The sequence below is a fragment of the Flavobacterium sp. genome, assembly GCF_049240005.1.
Lineage (GTDB): Bacteria > Bacteroidota > Bacteroidia > Flavobacteriales > Flavobacteriaceae > Flavobacterium.
In genome coordinates this window covers 1-16,082 of the sequence record NZ_JBMLTK010000061.1, presented here as the reverse complement: position 1 = coordinate 16,082, position 16,082 = coordinate 1, and the positions used below count along the sequence as shown (strand labels likewise).

The 16,082-nt window shown below is 42.3% G+C and carries 11 protein-coding genes; 10 read left to right on the top strand and 1 reads right to left on the bottom strand.

The window, feature by feature from the left end:
- Window positions 1-1,476: 1,476 nt before the first annotated feature.
- Complete coding sequence (asnB, locus tag ACOVQQ_RS06450; protein ID WP_421817469.1) at window positions 1,477-3,093, bottom strand: asparagine synthase B; 1,617 nt, start codon at window positions 3,091-3,093, stop codon at window positions 1,477-1,479.
- A 384-nt stretch (window positions 3,094-3,477) separates the two neighbouring features.
- Between asnB and ACOVQQ_RS06445 the strand changes: the two genes are divergently transcribed.
- The 10 genes from ACOVQQ_RS06445 to ACOVQQ_RS06400 all read left to right on the top strand — a co-directional run bounded on the left by ACOVQQ_RS06445 (window position 3,478) and on the right by ACOVQQ_RS06400 (window position 15,474).
- Window positions 3,478-5,886 carry a glycoside hydrolase family 31 protein gene (locus ACOVQQ_RS06445; protein ID WP_421817468.1) on the top strand — a complete coding sequence of 803 codons (2,409 nt, stop codon included), beginning with the start codon at window positions 3,478-3,480 and terminating at the stop codon, window positions 5,884-5,886.
- Window positions 5,887-5,978: 92 nt separating this feature from the next.
- Window positions 5,979-6,797 carry a M48 family metallopeptidase gene (locus ACOVQQ_RS06440; RefSeq protein WP_421817467.1) on the top strand — a complete coding sequence of 273 codons (819 nt, stop codon included), beginning with the start codon at window positions 5,979-5,981 and terminating at the stop codon, window positions 6,795-6,797.
- 523 nt (window positions 6,798-7,320) lie between these two features.
- The gene (locus ACOVQQ_RS06435; protein ID WP_421817466.1) at window positions 7,321-7,560 is read left to right on the top strand and encodes a hypothetical protein; all 240 of its coding nucleotides are present in this window, start codon (window positions 7,321-7,323) and stop codon (window positions 7,558-7,560) included.
- On the top strand, window positions 7,517-7,849 hold the full coding sequence (locus ACOVQQ_RS06430) for a type II toxin-antitoxin system RelE/ParE family toxin (RefSeq protein WP_421817490.1): 333 nt from the start codon (window positions 7,517-7,519) through the stop codon (window positions 7,847-7,849). The genes ACOVQQ_RS06435 and ACOVQQ_RS06430 overlap by 44 nt, the downstream gene beginning before the upstream one ends.
- A 333-nt stretch (window positions 7,850-8,182) precedes the next feature.
- Entirely contained in the window at window positions 8,183-8,929 is a 747-nt protein-coding gene (fabG, locus tag ACOVQQ_RS06425; protein WP_094485172.1) for a 3-oxoacyl-[acyl-carrier-protein] reductase, read from the top strand.
- Between the two features lie 17 nt (window positions 8,930-8,946).
- On the top strand, window positions 8,947-10,971 hold the full coding sequence (locus tag ACOVQQ_RS06420; protein ID WP_421817465.1) for a hypothetical protein: 2,025 nt from the start codon (window positions 8,947-8,949) through the stop codon (window positions 10,969-10,971).
- Window positions 10,968-11,393 (top strand): thioredoxin family protein, encoded by a 426-nt coding sequence (locus tag ACOVQQ_RS06415; protein ID WP_421817464.1) that lies wholly within the window; start codon window positions 10,968-10,970, stop codon window positions 11,391-11,393. The genes ACOVQQ_RS06420 and ACOVQQ_RS06415 overlap by 4 nt, the downstream gene beginning before the upstream one ends.
- A gap of 301 nt (window positions 11,394-11,694) precedes the next feature.
- Window positions 11,695-12,828: an alpha/beta hydrolase gene (locus tag ACOVQQ_RS06410; protein ID WP_421817463.1), complete on the top strand. Its 1,134-nt coding sequence runs from the start codon at window positions 11,695-11,697 to the stop codon at window positions 12,826-12,828.
- A 3-nt stretch (window positions 12,829-12,831) separates the two neighbouring features.
- On the top strand, window positions 12,832-14,253 hold the full coding sequence (locus ACOVQQ_RS06405) for a leucyl aminopeptidase family protein (protein WP_421817462.1): 1,422 nt from the start codon (window positions 12,832-12,834) through the stop codon (window positions 14,251-14,253).
- Window positions 14,254-14,256: 3 nt separating this feature from the next.
- Complete coding sequence (locus ACOVQQ_RS06400) at window positions 14,257-15,474, top strand: ATP-grasp domain-containing protein (RefSeq protein ID WP_421817461.1); 1,218 nt, start codon at window positions 14,257-14,259, stop codon at window positions 15,472-15,474.
- Window positions 15,475-16,082 lie beyond the last annotated feature (608 nt).

The window sequence follows — 16,082 nt, the reverse complement described above, 5'->3', positions numbered from 1 at the left end:
ATTTCTCAAAGTCGAGCTTTCGACACTAGTAATACCTAATTTCATTGAGAATCGAAACTAGGTTTTGTAAACTTTCTTACGATAGGCTGAGTCTTCTTATTTTTTTGAAGAATTTTAGAATTTGCAAATCAAGTTAAACAGATCTTGATCATTACATTGTCGCTTTGCCCGCGCTGGCCAACATCCATAAATCTTTCACTGCAAAGCTTGCGAAGCGGTTTTTAATAGTATTAAGATTGGTGTATTAAGATTGGAGTATTAAGATGGAAGTATTAAGCATTAAGACTTCGAGACGTTCACCATTTTACGTTTCATGTTCCCGTCCTTACCCACATATTGTCGGTTACTGAGCTTGTGTAAGGCTGGCGTTGTGTACATTGTGAAAAACTTCGTGAAACATTGTGCTCCCTCGACGCCCGAGCTTGTCGAAGGTTGGTGCCTGAGCTTGTCGAAGGTTGGTGCCTGAGCTTGTCGAAGGCTAACCGCAAAGTTCGCAAAGATCTACGCAAAGTTCGCAAAGGGGAAATCGTTCCTTTTTTCAATCTTTCAATCTTTCAATCTCGAAATTTTATAAAAAATACGGTTTTTCCGTAAAATTTATTTCTGGGAATTTCGTACGTGGGAATCGCTCCCCATCCCGCCCGCCCCCATCGAGGCGAAGTTTTAAAAAAAAATCGACATAGCATTACGGGTTTTCCGCATATTTTAGGATGAAGTATCAAGTATTAAGATTTGAGTATTAAGACTTCGAGACGTTCACCACTGTACGTATCGTTTTTTCCGCCTGAACCCAAGTATCCTCGGTTCCTGAGCGTGTTGAAGGCTGGTGTTGTGGCCATTGTGAAAAACTTCGTGAAACATTGTGCTCCCTCGACGCCCGAGCTTGTCGAAGGTTGGTGCCTGAGCTTGTCGAAGGCTAGTGCATTTTTTTGTTGGCTTGACACGGTCTGTGTTTTCCTCAACGGTACCCTATTGCGCAAAATTCTGTGAGGTTCAGTGTTTTCCGTGCGCTTAAAAAGCTGGTACGTGAGCCTGTCGAAGGCTGGTACGAATTATGAGTTACGACACGTTCTGTGTTTTCCTCACCAGCTAAAACTCCATCCAATTCTGTGCAATTCGGTGTTTTCTGCGCGAATAAAAGCTAATGCGTGATCTTGTCGAACTCAGCGTATCGATGGCTCAACCGCAAAGGACGCAAAGATTTATGCAAAGATCGCAAAGAGGAAATCTTTCAATCTTTCAATCTCTCAATCTTGAAATTTCGAAATCTTTTAATCTTTCTTTCTCGAAATCTATTTCCCGGCCCCGATTGCAACGAAAAGCGCGCAAAGCAAGAAAAACAAACAGCTAGCTATTTTAACGAGCGACTGAAAGAAGCTGTGTTAAAATGGACTAGCTGTGTTTTTGTTGCTGCGTACTTGTAGTGTAAAGCGGGAATAGCCGCATTAAAAAATCAATCTTTTCCTTTTAAATTCTTTATGCGTGTTCGGTTGTTTTGGCGATTTCGACGTCGGCATGTACGTGTGCAGCATTGGCACGTCCGCTTGGATCTTGGTTTTCTTGCCATTTCGGAATCCATTTACGAACCGTTTGCGCAGCGCTTTGCTGTGGGTAAAATTTGTGGAAAATACTGCGATAAAAATACGCTTCCTTGGTTGCCGGCGTGTTGTATGGGAACAATTTTTCGGCCTCCGTCATTTGCAAATCGCTTACCTGCGACGCACAATATTCAATTAACGTATCGATCCAGCTGTAGCCCACACCATCGGAAAACTGCTCTTTTTGTCGCCATAAAACCGACTCCGGTAAAAACGGATCTTCCGGTGTGTCAAACGCTTTACGTAAAATATATTTCTCGCGACCTTCGTAAGTTTTTGGCTGCTTTTCTACCGGATCAATCTGCATCGCAATATCTAAAAATGCCTTGTCTAAGAACGGAACGCGCGCTTCCAATCCGTGTGCCATGGTCGATTTGTCGGCGCGAAGTAAGTCGGCAGTAAATAACTTTTGTACGCGTTCTACCGTTTCTTTTCTAAAATCTTCAGCAGTTGGCGCGTTGCGGAAATACAAGTAACCTCCGAAGACTTCATCGGCTCCTTCGCCAGAGAGTACCACTTTTACGCCCATGTCTGTAATGGCTTTTGATAAGAAAAACATGGGCGTACTGGCGCGAACCGACGTTACATCGTAGGTTTCGAGATGCCAGATGAGCTTTTCAAGAATAGCAATTCCTTGCTCAATCGTAAAGTGGATTTCGTTGTGTTCGGTTCCGAGAAATGCAGCAACGTCGCGAGCTGCTGCGGCATCTGGGGCTGATGCATCGAGACCGATTGAAAATGATTTTAACTTTTTCCCCTGTTTTTTTAGCAAACGCGCTGCAATAGCCGAGGTTAGGGAAGAGTCTAACCCTCCCGATAACAGCACACCAATAGGCACGTCGCTCATTAATCGTTTTTGAGTAGCTGCAATTAAACCTTCGCGAATGGCTGTGTAATCTACAGCAACGGCTTCACTTTGTAAATCTTCGTATTTAGGTCTGTAATATTTAACAAATCCCGTTTCTGGAGTGTAATAGTGACCGGGAGGAAAGGTCGAAAATGTTTTACACTGATCGGCAATTGCTTTCATTTCTGAAGCAAAATAGGTTCTGCCGCGCTCGTCGACACCATAATACAAAGGCTTTACACCTAGTGGGTCGCGACCCGCAATAAAATCATCGCCATCAACAACAACAAAGGCAAAGTCGCCGTCGAGCTTGTCTACAAAATCGTATTTGAATTTCTCGTACAAACGCACAATGATTTCAGAATCCGATTTCGTTCTAAACGTATCATGGGCAAAGTACGCTTGCTTAAGCAGTTGGTAATTATAAATCTCGCCGTTATGGATCATCCAAGCCGAACCGCTACCTTGAATGGGTTGTTTTCCTGAATGTAAATCTATAATAGACAAACGTTCATGGGCCAAGATATGTCCAGATTCAGTTACGTGGATATCACTTTCATCGGGTCCGCGGTGCGACATTCGTTTCGACAGTTGTGCAACTAGTTTTTCATCTTTTCCTTTTCCTATAACAGCTAATATTCCACACATAATTTTATTGCTTTAAATCTGTTGCAAATATGTTTGTTGTTGTTATTAATTTAAAACGAAAATATATTTTTAGTTATAAATTAAAACATTTTAGTGTTATTTTATTTAAATCATTAAATTTTTTAATTCAAATTACCTTGGTTTTATTTCAAATTAGAAGATGAAAAGCCCAGCGATTTCTCAAAACCAAACAAAATTGGAAGTCGGGCTGCTAATTATTGCTTGTTTTCGAGAGAAAATCATGCTTTTATCATAGGTGCGGAAGCCTAGTAAGACGGTAGTATGAAAAAACATTTCAATACGAAAACGTTGTAGTTTCTTTCTGGTTTTTTAGGCAGACTTTAAAATCTTACTTTTGGAAATTTGCCAAACCAATTGTAACCTATGATTACCAATACCGAACTTGAATACAAAGGCGATCAGTACCCTTCGGCGGTGCTGGAAGTAAAACAAGAAGCCGATTCTATTTTCTTTTCAACAGGAATTAACGTCATTCTCAAAGTAACTGTTCTACGCGACAGTTTGTTGCGCTTTCGCTACACAACTAAAGGGTATTTTAGCAACGATTTTTCGTACGCCATTGATAAAACACAGTCGCACGGTTATAACTTTTTAGAACTAACCGAAGGAACCGACGTGTATCAAATCAAAACCAATAAAGTGGTTTGTATGATTCGAAAAGCCGACTTGCGTGTGGCGATTTTCGATTTAAACGGAAACATTATTCTAGAAGACGAATCGGGTTTTCACTGGGAAGAGAATTATCACTTCGGTGGAAACATCGTTAAAATGAGCAAGATTTCTCACGAAGGCGAAAGCTATTACGGTATGGGCGATAAGGCTTCGCATTCGAATCTAAAAGGAAAGCGCGTCGAAAACTGGGCGATGGATCAGTACGCGTTTCATAAAGATCAAGAGCCGCTATATAAAGTAGTTCCGTTTTATATCGGTTTACACAACAAAAAAGCCTACGGAATTTTCTTTGACAACACCTTCCGTACGTGCTTCGATTTTGCACACGAACGCAGAAATGTTACCAGTTTTTGGGCTGAAGGTGGCGAAATGAACTACTACTTTATTTATGGTCCGGATATGGCCGACGTAGTTACCACCTATACGCACCTCACTGGAAAACCGGAAATGCCGCCTATGTGGACACTCGGTTACCACCAATGTAAATGGAGTTATTATCCAGAAAGTAAAGTGAAGGAAATCACTTCCAAATTTCGTGAATTGCGTATTCCCTGCGACGGTATTTATTTGGATATCGATTACATGGAAGGTTTTCGTTGCTTTACTTGGAATAAGGAGTATTTTCCTGATCCAAAACGCATGGTTGCAGAATTGGCTGAAGACGGATTTAAAACCGTTGTAATTATTGATCCTGGAATTAAAATCGACCCGAATTATTGGGTATATAAAGAGGCGCTAGAAAAAGATTATTTCTGTAAGCGTGCCGACGGTCCGTACATGAAAGGAAAAGTGTGGCCCGGCGAATGTAATTTCCCTGATTACACAAACCCAGAAGTACGCGAATGGTGGGCTGGTTTATTTAAAGAATTGATTGCCGACATTGGTGTAAAAGGAGTTTGGAACGATATGAACGAACCTGCCGTAATGGAAGTTCCCGGCAAAACATTCCCTATGGATGTGCGCCATGATTACGACGGAAATCCGTGCAGCCACCGAAAAGCACACAACATTTACGGAACTCAAATGGCGCGTGCAACCTATGAAGGTGTGAAGCGATTTGCCTATCCGAAACGTCCGTTTATTATTACACGTTCGGCATATTCAGGTGCACAGCGTTATACTTCGTCTTGGACTGGCGATAACGTTGCAAGTTGGGAGCATCTGTGGATCGCCAACATTCAAATGCAACGGATGTCGATTTCAGGAATGGGCTTTACCGGTTCCGATATTGGCGGTTTCGCAGAACAACCTAGCGGTGAGTTGTACGCACGTTGGATTCAATTAGGCGTGTTCCATCCGTTTTGTCGTACGCATTCTTCCGGCGATCACGGCGAACAAGAACCATGGTCGTTCGATGCCGAGGTAATTGATATCACTCGTAAATTCGTTGAACTCCGTTACAAACTGCTACCGTATTTGTATACCATGTTTTGGGATTATGTAAACGACGGTGTTCCGATGCTTAAACCCTTGGTGTATTTCGATCAAGAAGACATTCAAACGCATTACCGAACCGATGAATTTTTGTTTGGAAATCAGATTCTCGTTTGTCCGATTTTAGAGCCAAACGCGCAAGGCCGACGCATGTACTTGCCGCGTGGAAACTGGTACAATTACTGGACCAACGAATGGATTTGCGGCGGAAAAGAACTTTGGGTAAGCACGGCTTATCACCAAATTCCGATTTTTATTAAAGAAGGAGCCATCATTCCAAATTATCCGATTCAGCAATATGTGGGCGAGAAGAAATTTGAAGAAATCAGTTTAGAGGTGTATTACAAAGAAGGTAAAGAAAAATCGACTTTGTACGAAGATGCACAAGATGGCTACGATTACAACAAAGGACGTTACAGCCATTCAACTTTTAGCTTTCGCGGAAAGGAAAAAGAAGTTACCATTCTTCAGCACAAAGAAGGAAAATTCGTTACCGATTACAACAAATACCGCGTTCGTTTTTATGGCTTGCCTTTTGAAATCGGTAAAGTTCAAATCGACAATGAAGAGGTGAACTTGAAAGACGTTTTGGTAGGAAAGAACGAATTGTTGGTCGACAAAGATTTTACCGAATTACATATCGCTGCAAAAGGCTTGAAAAAATAGTTCGCTTTAAAATCGGGAATCCAAAAGCTTTGCGCAGAATTACGTAAGGTTGGATGTACAATATCTTGTATTTTTGTATAAATTTTAACGAAATGAAAAACCGATTTCTAGCCTTGGGAATCCTATGTTTAGCCTTAGCAATTGCTTGTGCAACAAACCCAGTTACGGGTAAAAAAACACTTGCTTTAGTACATAACTCAGCGATTTTACCTTCGGCTTTTCAGCAATACAACGATTTTTTGAAAACCAATAAAGTGGTTGCAGGTACAGCCGATGCGAAACGCGTTGAGTTGGTAGGAAACAAAATTCGCGCTGCAGCAGAGAAGTTGCTAGCGGCAAGAGGGCAGAGTGCAGCCTTGAAAGATTACCGTTGGGAATACAAATTAATTGAAAGCAAAGAAGTAAACGCTTGGTGTATGCCCGGCGGAAAAATTGCGTTTTATACCGGAATTCTTCCAATAACTAAGGATGAAGCGGGAATGGCTGTAGTTATGGGACACGAAGTAGCGCATGCACTCTTAAATCACGGACAGCAACGCATGAGTGGCGGTGTTTTGGCGGAGCTTGGTGCCGGATTAGTCGGAGCCGCAGTTGGAGGAAAGTCAGAACAAACACAGGCCTTGGCGATGCAGGCGTACGGTGCTGGTGCACAGTTTGGAGCTTTGCTTCCGTTTTCGAGAAGTCACGAAACTGAAGCTGATGAAATCGGACTTATTTTGATGACCATTGCTGGTTACAATCCGGAAGTAGCAATTCCGTTTTGGCAACGTATGGCGGCACAATCGGGAGGGAAAGAGCCTGCCGAGTTTATGAGCACACACCCTTCGAACAGCACGCGAATTGCAAATATTCAGAAACAAATTCCGATTGCGCGACGCGAAGCAGCCAAGCTGGGAGTTACTCCAAAATAAAGACTGTATAAAAACATTTCAATTAACGCGAATGCTGTTCTTTTGGGCGGCAATTCGCGTTTTTTAGTTCTCCCGATAGTTATCGGGACGCAGCAACAAAAATACAGCTAGTTCAATCAAACGAGAAGAATTATCAGCTAATGCGAAAGTAATTACCGATTTGCGAGAATGGCTACCAAAGAAATATTTTGATCAAAATTAGCTGAGGCTGAGCTTGCTGGTGTTTTAGAATGCTACTTCAAAAGGAATGGTAATGCAAAATACGGTCTTTAAAACCTGAACTCGATTAATTTTTTTTGTCAGAACGCTAGAAATGAACAAATTGTAAAATCAAAAAGCTAGGGAAAGGAACAACTACCACGCTAAACAGATAAACGGCAGCCTGTGTCGTTTGATTTTTCCGCTATCCTGATAGTATCCCAAAACAAATCTGCCTTGTAATCAAACATTGCTTTGTGTTTACATCGATTTTAAAAAACAATTGGATTAATTTGTACTTTTAAATTTCTTAATTAAAATAGCCATGAAACTAGAACAAAGCTTGCAGAGTAAAAAATTGGAGTTAATACAATGGCTTTCATCCGTTGAAGATGTTTCTATTATCGAAAAAATAGTGGAATTGAGAAAAACAGAAACCACCGACTGGTGGCATACTATTTCAGAAACTGAGAAAAAAGCCATTGAAAACGGAATCCAAGATGCTAATTCGGGTAAGTTAAATCCGCATTCAAGCGCAAGAAAGGTGTATAAGAAGTGGTTATAAAATCCTGTGGACTGATTTCGCTTTAAAAGAATTAGAACAGACAATCAGATACTTAGAGGAAAATTGGTCAGAAACGGAATTAAGAAATTTAGCAACAAATATTGAAGAAAAATTAGTTCTAATTTCTCAAAATCCATACTTGTTTCAAGAATCAGAATTTAAGAAAGGCATTCGCTGTGTCATCATTTTAAAATACAACACACTTTACTACAGATTTTCAAACGAACAAGTTGAAATTATCGCATTTTTTTCAAACAGACAGAGTTCTGAAAAAATAAAGCTAAAGTAATACGATACGTACTAGTGAATTTCCCCTGCACTAGGGATTGCAACGGAAAGCCGTGACACCCAAAAGCGATTGAAGCCTGTGTTGTAGTGGCGACCAACGGAAGCCGCTGCAACGCATAGCTGAAACGCTTTTGGGTGGCGCGCCTTGCAGTGGAAAGCCCGACCTGCCGCAACCAAACTTCCACTATTTTCGTGCGGCAGGAAGTGCCCAAATTATTTTAAAACCTGATGCCAATCGAAAATCCTTTTTCCAACAAATTAAGAAAGCCGAAACTTCGATTACGTGCCAATATTGTTATATTTGGCGTTCGTTTATTAGAAGCTAATTGTTACTATGAAATTACTTGAAGGAAAAACAGTGATTATTACTGGCGCAAGTCGCGGAATTGGAAAAGGAATTGCCGAAGTTTTTGCAAAACACGGCGCAAACATTGCATTTACGTACAGCTCGTCGGCGGCCGCTGCTGAGGAATTGGCTGCAAAATTAGCTGCTGAAGGCGTAACCGTAAAAGCTTACCAATCGGATGCCTCGAAATTCGACGCCGCACAAGCTTTCGTCGATCAAGTTTTACAAGATTTTCCTTCTATCGATGTGCTTATTAACAATGCCGGAATCACCAAAGACAACCTTTTGATGCGTATGTCGGAAGCCGATTTCGATCAAGTAATTGAAGTAAATTTGAAGTCGGTTTTTAACATGACCAAAGCCGTTCAGAAAACCATGTTAAAACAACGTTCGGGTTCGATTATCAATATGAGTTCGGTTGTTGGTGTGAAAGGTAACGCCGGACAAACCAATTACGCGGCCTCGAAAGCGGGAGTTATTGGTTTCACGAAATCGGTGGCGCTTGAGTTGGGTTCGCGAAACATTCGTTGCAACGCCATTGCTCCTGGTTTTATCGAAACCGAAATGACCGCGAAATTGAACGAAGAAGTAGTTAAAGGCTGGGCCGAATCGATTCCGTTGAAGCGCGGCGGAAGCACCGAAGACGTAGCCAACGCCTGTTTGTTCCTCGCTTCAGATATGAGTGCGTACGTAACAGGCCAGGTTCTTAACGTCGACGGCGGTATGCTAACCTAATTATTCCCAATTTTATTATGGACGTATTGACGGTTGTCAGTATTCTTATCGGCGCAGGCGCAGCTTTCGGTCTGGCGTGGTATCAGTATTTTTACCAATCTACCGATCGTTCGCGCTATTACAAACTGCTTTTTTGGTTGCGATTTTTGGGAATATTCTTCATCATTCTCGCAATTATCAATCCGCGGTTTAATCGAACAACGCTCGAAGTTAAGAAACCAATACTTGCAGTAGTTGCTGATAATTCGTTGTCCATTAAATATTTAAAAGCTGAAAGTCAAGTTCAGCAAACCGTTGCGTCTTTGCAAAACAATAGCGCCTTAAACGACAAGTTTGAACTGCGTTTGTTTACCATCGACGAAGCTTTGAAAGATACGACTGCTTTCGATTTCTCGGGAAAAAGTTCAAACTTACACGAAGCAGCGTCTGGCTTGCAGAATTTGTTCCGCGGGAAAAGTCGCGCTACCGTACTTGTTAGCGATGGGAATCAAACCGGCGGCTCGGATTTTGTGTACAGTTTTGGGAAATCGCAACCTGTTTTCAGTGTTGTTGCAGGCGATACGCTCAAACAAACCGATGCTAAGATTGCGAAAATCAACGTAAACAAGTTTGCGTTTAAAGGCAATCAGTTTCCGTTTGAATGTTTCGTGCAATACACAGGCAAAAAGGCTAGCAGCGGCGTATTGCAAATTAAAGAAGGTGCCAAGGTGGTGTTTTCGCAAAACGTCGATTTCAACGCTGGAACCGATGTAAAAACGGTTTCAGGTTTGTTGCAAGCCGATAAAATTGGTTCGAAAGTGTACACGGCGGTGTATCAAACGTCGATTTCCGAAAAAAATAAATATAACAACAATCAGGTTTTTGCGGTTGAAATTGTGGACCAACGCGCCGAAATTGCGATCGTTTCCACGGTCAATCATCCGGATTTAGGAGCCTTAAAGCGCGCCATCGAAACCAATGCGCAACGTAAAGTTACTATTCTAAAACCATACGAGGCTTTAGAAGGCAAAACCTACAACGCCTATATTTTATACCAGCCGAACCAGAATTTTAAGAAATTGTGGACGAAGCTCGAGAACGACAATCAAGGTATTTTCTTCATTACGGGCATGTCGACCGATTTCCCCTTATTAAATACTTGGCAATCGGTTTACAACTTTAAGATGTCGGCACAAACCGAGGATTACCGACCTTCACAAAAAACCGATTTCACCTTGTTTGCGCAAGAGCCAATAAATGTTGATTCGTGGCCGCCGTTGCAAAATCCGTATGGCACGATTAGTCCGAGTCAGAATCGCTCGGTGTTGTTTAGTTCTCGAATAAATAACATTGAAACAGGTGTTGATATGTTTGCTTTCGCGGAAGCAAAAGGTCGCCGATTGGCCTTTCTTTTCGGCGAAGACAGCTGGAAATGGCGCTTGGCAGATTACGCTCAAAATCGCAATTTCGAAGCTTTCGATTTGTTGATCGACAAAACCATTCAATACCTAACGGCTAATCAGAAGAAGAGCCGTTTGTTGCTCGATTACGAGAAGTTTTACAATTCGGGCACTGCTGTGGAAATTACCGCACAGGCGTTCAATAAAAACTTTGAGTTTGATCGCGAGGCTGAGTTGCTGTTATCACTGACACAATTATCGACCAACAAAACGCGTAAACTGGAAATGCCGAGAGGTGAGAGTGTGTATAAATCGACTTTTGATAACCTATCGCCCGGAAAGTACCGATTTACCGTGACTTACACTGGCGGTGGTGCGGCTTCGGGATATTTTGAAGTTTTGGATTACGATGTGGAACGCCAGTTTGTAAATGCCGATTTCACAAAAATGTCGGAACTCGCTACACAAACGTCGGGCGGTGTTTTTCTTGCCAATCAAACTCCTGCATTGATCGATAAATTGCTAAACGATAAGCAGTTTAAAGCCGTTCAAAAAGAAACTTCTAAATCGACATCTTGGATCGATTTATTCTGGTGTTTGTTGTTTTCGGGCTTGTTGTTGGGTGCCGAGTGGTTCTTACGAAAATACCGTGGCTTGTCATGATACGTTTGGTTTTTATCGCAGCACTTTTCCTTTCCACGCAAGTGAGTTATGCCCAAACTTGGGAACGAAACTTAGAGAAAGCCTTTGCCGATTCTAAAAGTCAGCGAAAAGAAATCCTCTTGGTATTTACCGTACGCGATCACTGTGAAACCTGCGATTTGTTGGAACAACGCGTGTTTCAATCGGAGTATTTCAAACAGGAAGTTGCTTCGCGCTACATCTTGTTTAAATACGATTTTGAAACCGATAAACACAGCATCAGCGAGCAAGAGTTGGCAGCACGACTGCGGATGGTGGAGAAATACAACAAAGACGGCTTTTTTCCGTACTTGGTTTTGGTGGCGCCCGACGGTCGGATTCTCAAATCACGCGGAAGCTACGACGGCGAATCGGCGGCTTCTTTTCTTAAGTTTTTAAAATAAACTACGCGGTTTTCAAAAGTGGAGCTATCGCAATCGCGGTAGGAAAACGTTATCGTAACCATTTGTTTAAAAAAACTCGGTATTTGAGGCGCTTTTTGCTTGTCAACGTTAAAAAAATCTGTAATATTTGTAAGAGTAACATTTCAAATTTTGTTGCAGCACAAACGCTTTTGATGCGGCTTTAAATCGAGCCATTTCGTTTTTTTCGGTGCTGTAGAAACGAAGATTCAATTTGGAATGAAATCAAAAGAAAGTTAGCAATCGCGCGCATTTGCCGATTAAATGAGAATCGTACACATACATGGAATCGATAGTATCAAAAGTGAATCAGTCAGACAACCAAGCCATCGTGGAACCGCGTTTGAACATCATTTTGACGACAGATGAAGACGACTTTAGGCCGGTTTATATTGCAGGAAATTTCAACAATTGGGATACACAAGATCCGAATTACGAAATGGAACATCTGGAAAACGGGTTATACCATTTTACGTTTCCCACCGATTTTACGTTTCCCGAACCTTTACAGTACAAGTTTACCAAAGGCGATTGGAGTGAAGTAGAAATTGATCGTTTTGGAAACCGAACCGAAAATCGCGTTTGTCCCGATTTAAAAGGCGTTCGCCGCGAACACGTTGCGAAATGGCGTAAAAATTGGTTGCCTTTTAAACCAAATTTCCTACCGCAGGTACAACTCATTTCCGATGAGTTCGAAATGCCGCAACTCAACAAAAAGCGCAAAGTTTGGGCGCTTTTACCACATGATTACGATCAAACCGACGAGCGTTATCCGGTTCTTTATCTGCAAGATGCACAAAATCTGTTCAACGAAAGTAGCGGATTCGGCAATTGGGAAATCGACAAGAAATTGGCGGTTATGTCTGAATACAAAATCGGAAAAATTATTGTCATTGCCGTAGAACACGCCGAAGCCGATCGCATTAAAGAATACAACGTAGGAAATACCGTTTTGGGCGTCGGACAAGGTAAAAAATACATTCGTTTTATAACCGATACGCTAAAACCTTTTGTAGACAAGCGCTATCGCACACTAACCGAACGCGAACACACGGGTATTGGCGGCAGTTCTATGGGCGGATTAGTGAGTTTATTCAGCGGTTTGCTGTATCCGGAAGTGTACGGAAAACTCATGATTTTTTCACCCTCGCTGTGGGTAGTTCCTAAGCTTAAAATCGATGAAGAAGATCTGGCTTTGCAAGGCAGTACCAAGATTTATCTTTATGCCGGTGGCGACGAGTCGGAAACCATGGTAAAACACGTCACGCAGTTCAAACGCAATTTATTGCAATCCAAACAATTGTCCGAAAAAGTACAAATACAACTCAGTATCAATCACCACGGAAAACACAACGAAACGTATTGGAGCGACGAGTTTCCAAAGGCAATCGAATGGCTCTTTTTCCAAAAAAAATAAATTATGAAACTCTCTTTTCAACACGATATTCCGTCTTTTTCTGGAAACTTTATCATTCCAGTCTTTGAAACGGGTCCGAACCATTTAGTGCCCATCGAATTTTACGGCGTTAGCGTACCGTCGAAAGTTTTTTACGGAAAAGCCAACGAAATTTACGCCATCGAAAAATACGATAACGTTCACTTATTCATCGGTCTAGGGAAAACACCTGATTACAAGTCGGTTGTAACCATGTTCCGTCGTGCGGCACATAAATATCCCGAGTTTTTCAATAAAGCGGTTTTAGTTGATTTACCAAACGGACTCGAACCGCAGCTCGTTTCAGCGCTCGTTTCCGGACTCAAACTCGGAACCTACAAAATAGGGCATTTCAAAAACGAAAAGACACATCCGATTACGAATTCCGATTTTGCACTCACCATAAATAATTACAAATCGGAAGAAGCCTTTCTACAAAAAGCGTTAATCCTGGCAGATGCGCAGTTGCAATGCATGCAATGGGTTGATTTGCCACCAAATGTCGTAACGCCCGATTACATGGCAAAAGCGGGTACCGAATTGGCAAACGAAACACAATTACAAGCCACGGTTCTCGACAAAAACTCCTTGCAAGAATTAGGTATGGGCGCCTTGCTGGCTGTGGGACAAGGAAGTAAAAACGATGTGCGATTGCTCGTGCTCGAACTCAATCCGGAAGCTGAAGGCAAACATTATGCGTTGGTTGGAAAAGGCGTAACTTTCGATACCGGCGGACTCAACATCAAAACTGCAGGCATGCAATTCATGAAGTCGGATATGGCTGGCGCCGCGGCCGTGGTTGCTACAATGCACTATTTGGCAAATTCGGATTGTAAAAAACGCGTTACGGCGGTGGTTCCGTTGTGCGAAAATGCAGTAGATGCTACGTCTTTAAAACCTTCTGCCGTCATTGAAGCTTTCAATAAAAAAACAATCGAAATTATCGATACCGACGCGGAAGGCCGACTCATACTTGCCGATGCGCTCGCATACCTCATTGCTAAGCACAAACCCGACGTTATTGTAGATATTGCAACCTTAACCGGCAGCAGCGTGGCCACTTTTGGGTACGAATGCGGTGCGCTGTTTACCAATAACGTTGATTTAGAATTTGCGTTGCGAAGCGCCGGAAACCAAGTGGGTGAAAAACTCTGGCCGTTGCCCTTGTGGAGCGCTTACGACCCAGACATCAGCAGCGATATTGCCGATGTGCGCAACTACAGCGGAAAACCGATTGCCGGCGCAATAACGGCTGCAAAATTCCTCGAGTACTTTACCGATAAGCACGAAGCTTGGGCGCATTTAGATGTAGCCGGTGTGGCTTTTGGCGATAGCGAATTTGCAAAATCTAAACACGCTACGGCCTTCGGAGTTAATTTATTTAGTACATTTATTGAAAATCACTAGCAGATGGAAAACACAGCCAAAACCTTCGTTTGTATCTCAAATTACTTTAAAGGATCCGATTTTCTAATCAACCTGAAGAAGCTAAACAATAAAGTTTTTCTCATCACTTCAGAAAAGCTAAACAACAAGCCGTGGCCGTTCGAGTATATCGATGAGGTTTTTTATATGCCCGGTCAGGATGTCGATTGGAATTTGGAGCATTTGTTGTTGGGAATCAGTAATTTGATGAAGCACGAAAAAATTGATGCTGTGGTTGCGCTCGACGATTTCGACGTAGAAAAAGCTACGTACATCCGCGAAAATTTACGCATCGACGGTATGGGACAAACTACCGGTAGATATTTCCGAGATAAGCTCGCCATGCGCATGCGCGCCAAGAGTTGTGGCATTTCAAACCCCAAGTTTTCGGCACTTTTTAACGATAACGAAATCAATAATTTCGCCGATTCGGTTTCGCCGCCGTGGGTGTTAAAACCGCGTTCGGAGGCTTCGGCATCTGGCATTATCAAGGTGCACAACAAGGAAGAATTGTGGAATAACATCAACGAGCTGGGCAACAACCGCTTTAAGTATTTGGTGGAGCAATTTCGTCCGGGTGCTGTGTATCACTGTGATAGCTTGATCGTAAACGGCAAGATTTTGTTTAGCATCACGTCTAAATATTTGGCAACACCTATGGAAATCTCGCAAGGCGGTGGCATTTTCCGTTCGGCGGTGATCGAGTACGGCTCGGAAGACGATGTGGCGATCAAAGCTTGCAACGAGCAAGTAATTAAAGGATTCGGATTAAAGCACGGTGCGGCGCATTCGGAATATATTAAATGCAACGACGACGGCAAGGTGTATTTCCTCGAAACGTCGAGTCGAGTAGGTGGAGCGCACTTAGCCGAAATGGTAGCAGCAGCGTCGGACATTAATTTGTGGGCCGAATGGGCGGCTATTGAAGACGCGCTGGCTAAAGGTCACACGTACAAATTACCAAAGGTGAAAAAGGAGTATGCGGGCATCGTACTCACGCTTTCTAAATACGAGCATCCCGATTTGAGTGCTTTTAACGACCCAGAGGTTTGTTTCCGCGTACCGTTGGAGTACCATGCCGGCCTGATTGTTAAATCTAAAGACCGCGACCGCGTGATGCATTTATTGGACGATTATGCCACCCGCCTCACAACTGACTTTGCCACAGTAGCCAAACAACAAGAAGTCAAGAATTTACATTAACTGAATAGGATTGGTTTTTAGAAGCTAATCCCGTTTTACGCTACAAGTACGCAGCCCAAGAAGGTATTTAGCACCTGCAGCTCGCGGCTTCCGTTGGTCGCCACAGCTTTCGGCAAAATAGTCTTCTTGGGCTTTGCGCGCTTTTCGCTGCAACCGGGGCTAGGAAATGCGTTATTGACGTTTAGTGGAAAAATAATTACAATTAATGAGTTTTAAGGAGGCTTTTTTAATTAACGTACAATGTTTTACATTTAAAAGTACGTTGAATCGAATTAATGAACTCAAAAAAACGTGCTTTGTATTATCAGTTAGATAATTCAAAATATTGTTTATCAGTAAATTAAACTATTATTTTTAGCAAAAAAGGCTCAAACGTAAAGTTGTTTGAATTATTCTATGTCACCTCTGTGCCTATGTGGTCCACCGAAAATATGTAGTTGTATAGGTCGAGTGCAATTTTCAATAGCTATCGTAAGCGAATGAAGTGAAAAACCAATTCCCCTACAAACAATAGAATCCTTCTACCTATGTCACCTCTGTGCCTATGTGGTCCACCGAAAAAATGTGGTTAGAAAGGTCAAAAGCGAATTTCAATAGCTACCGAAAGC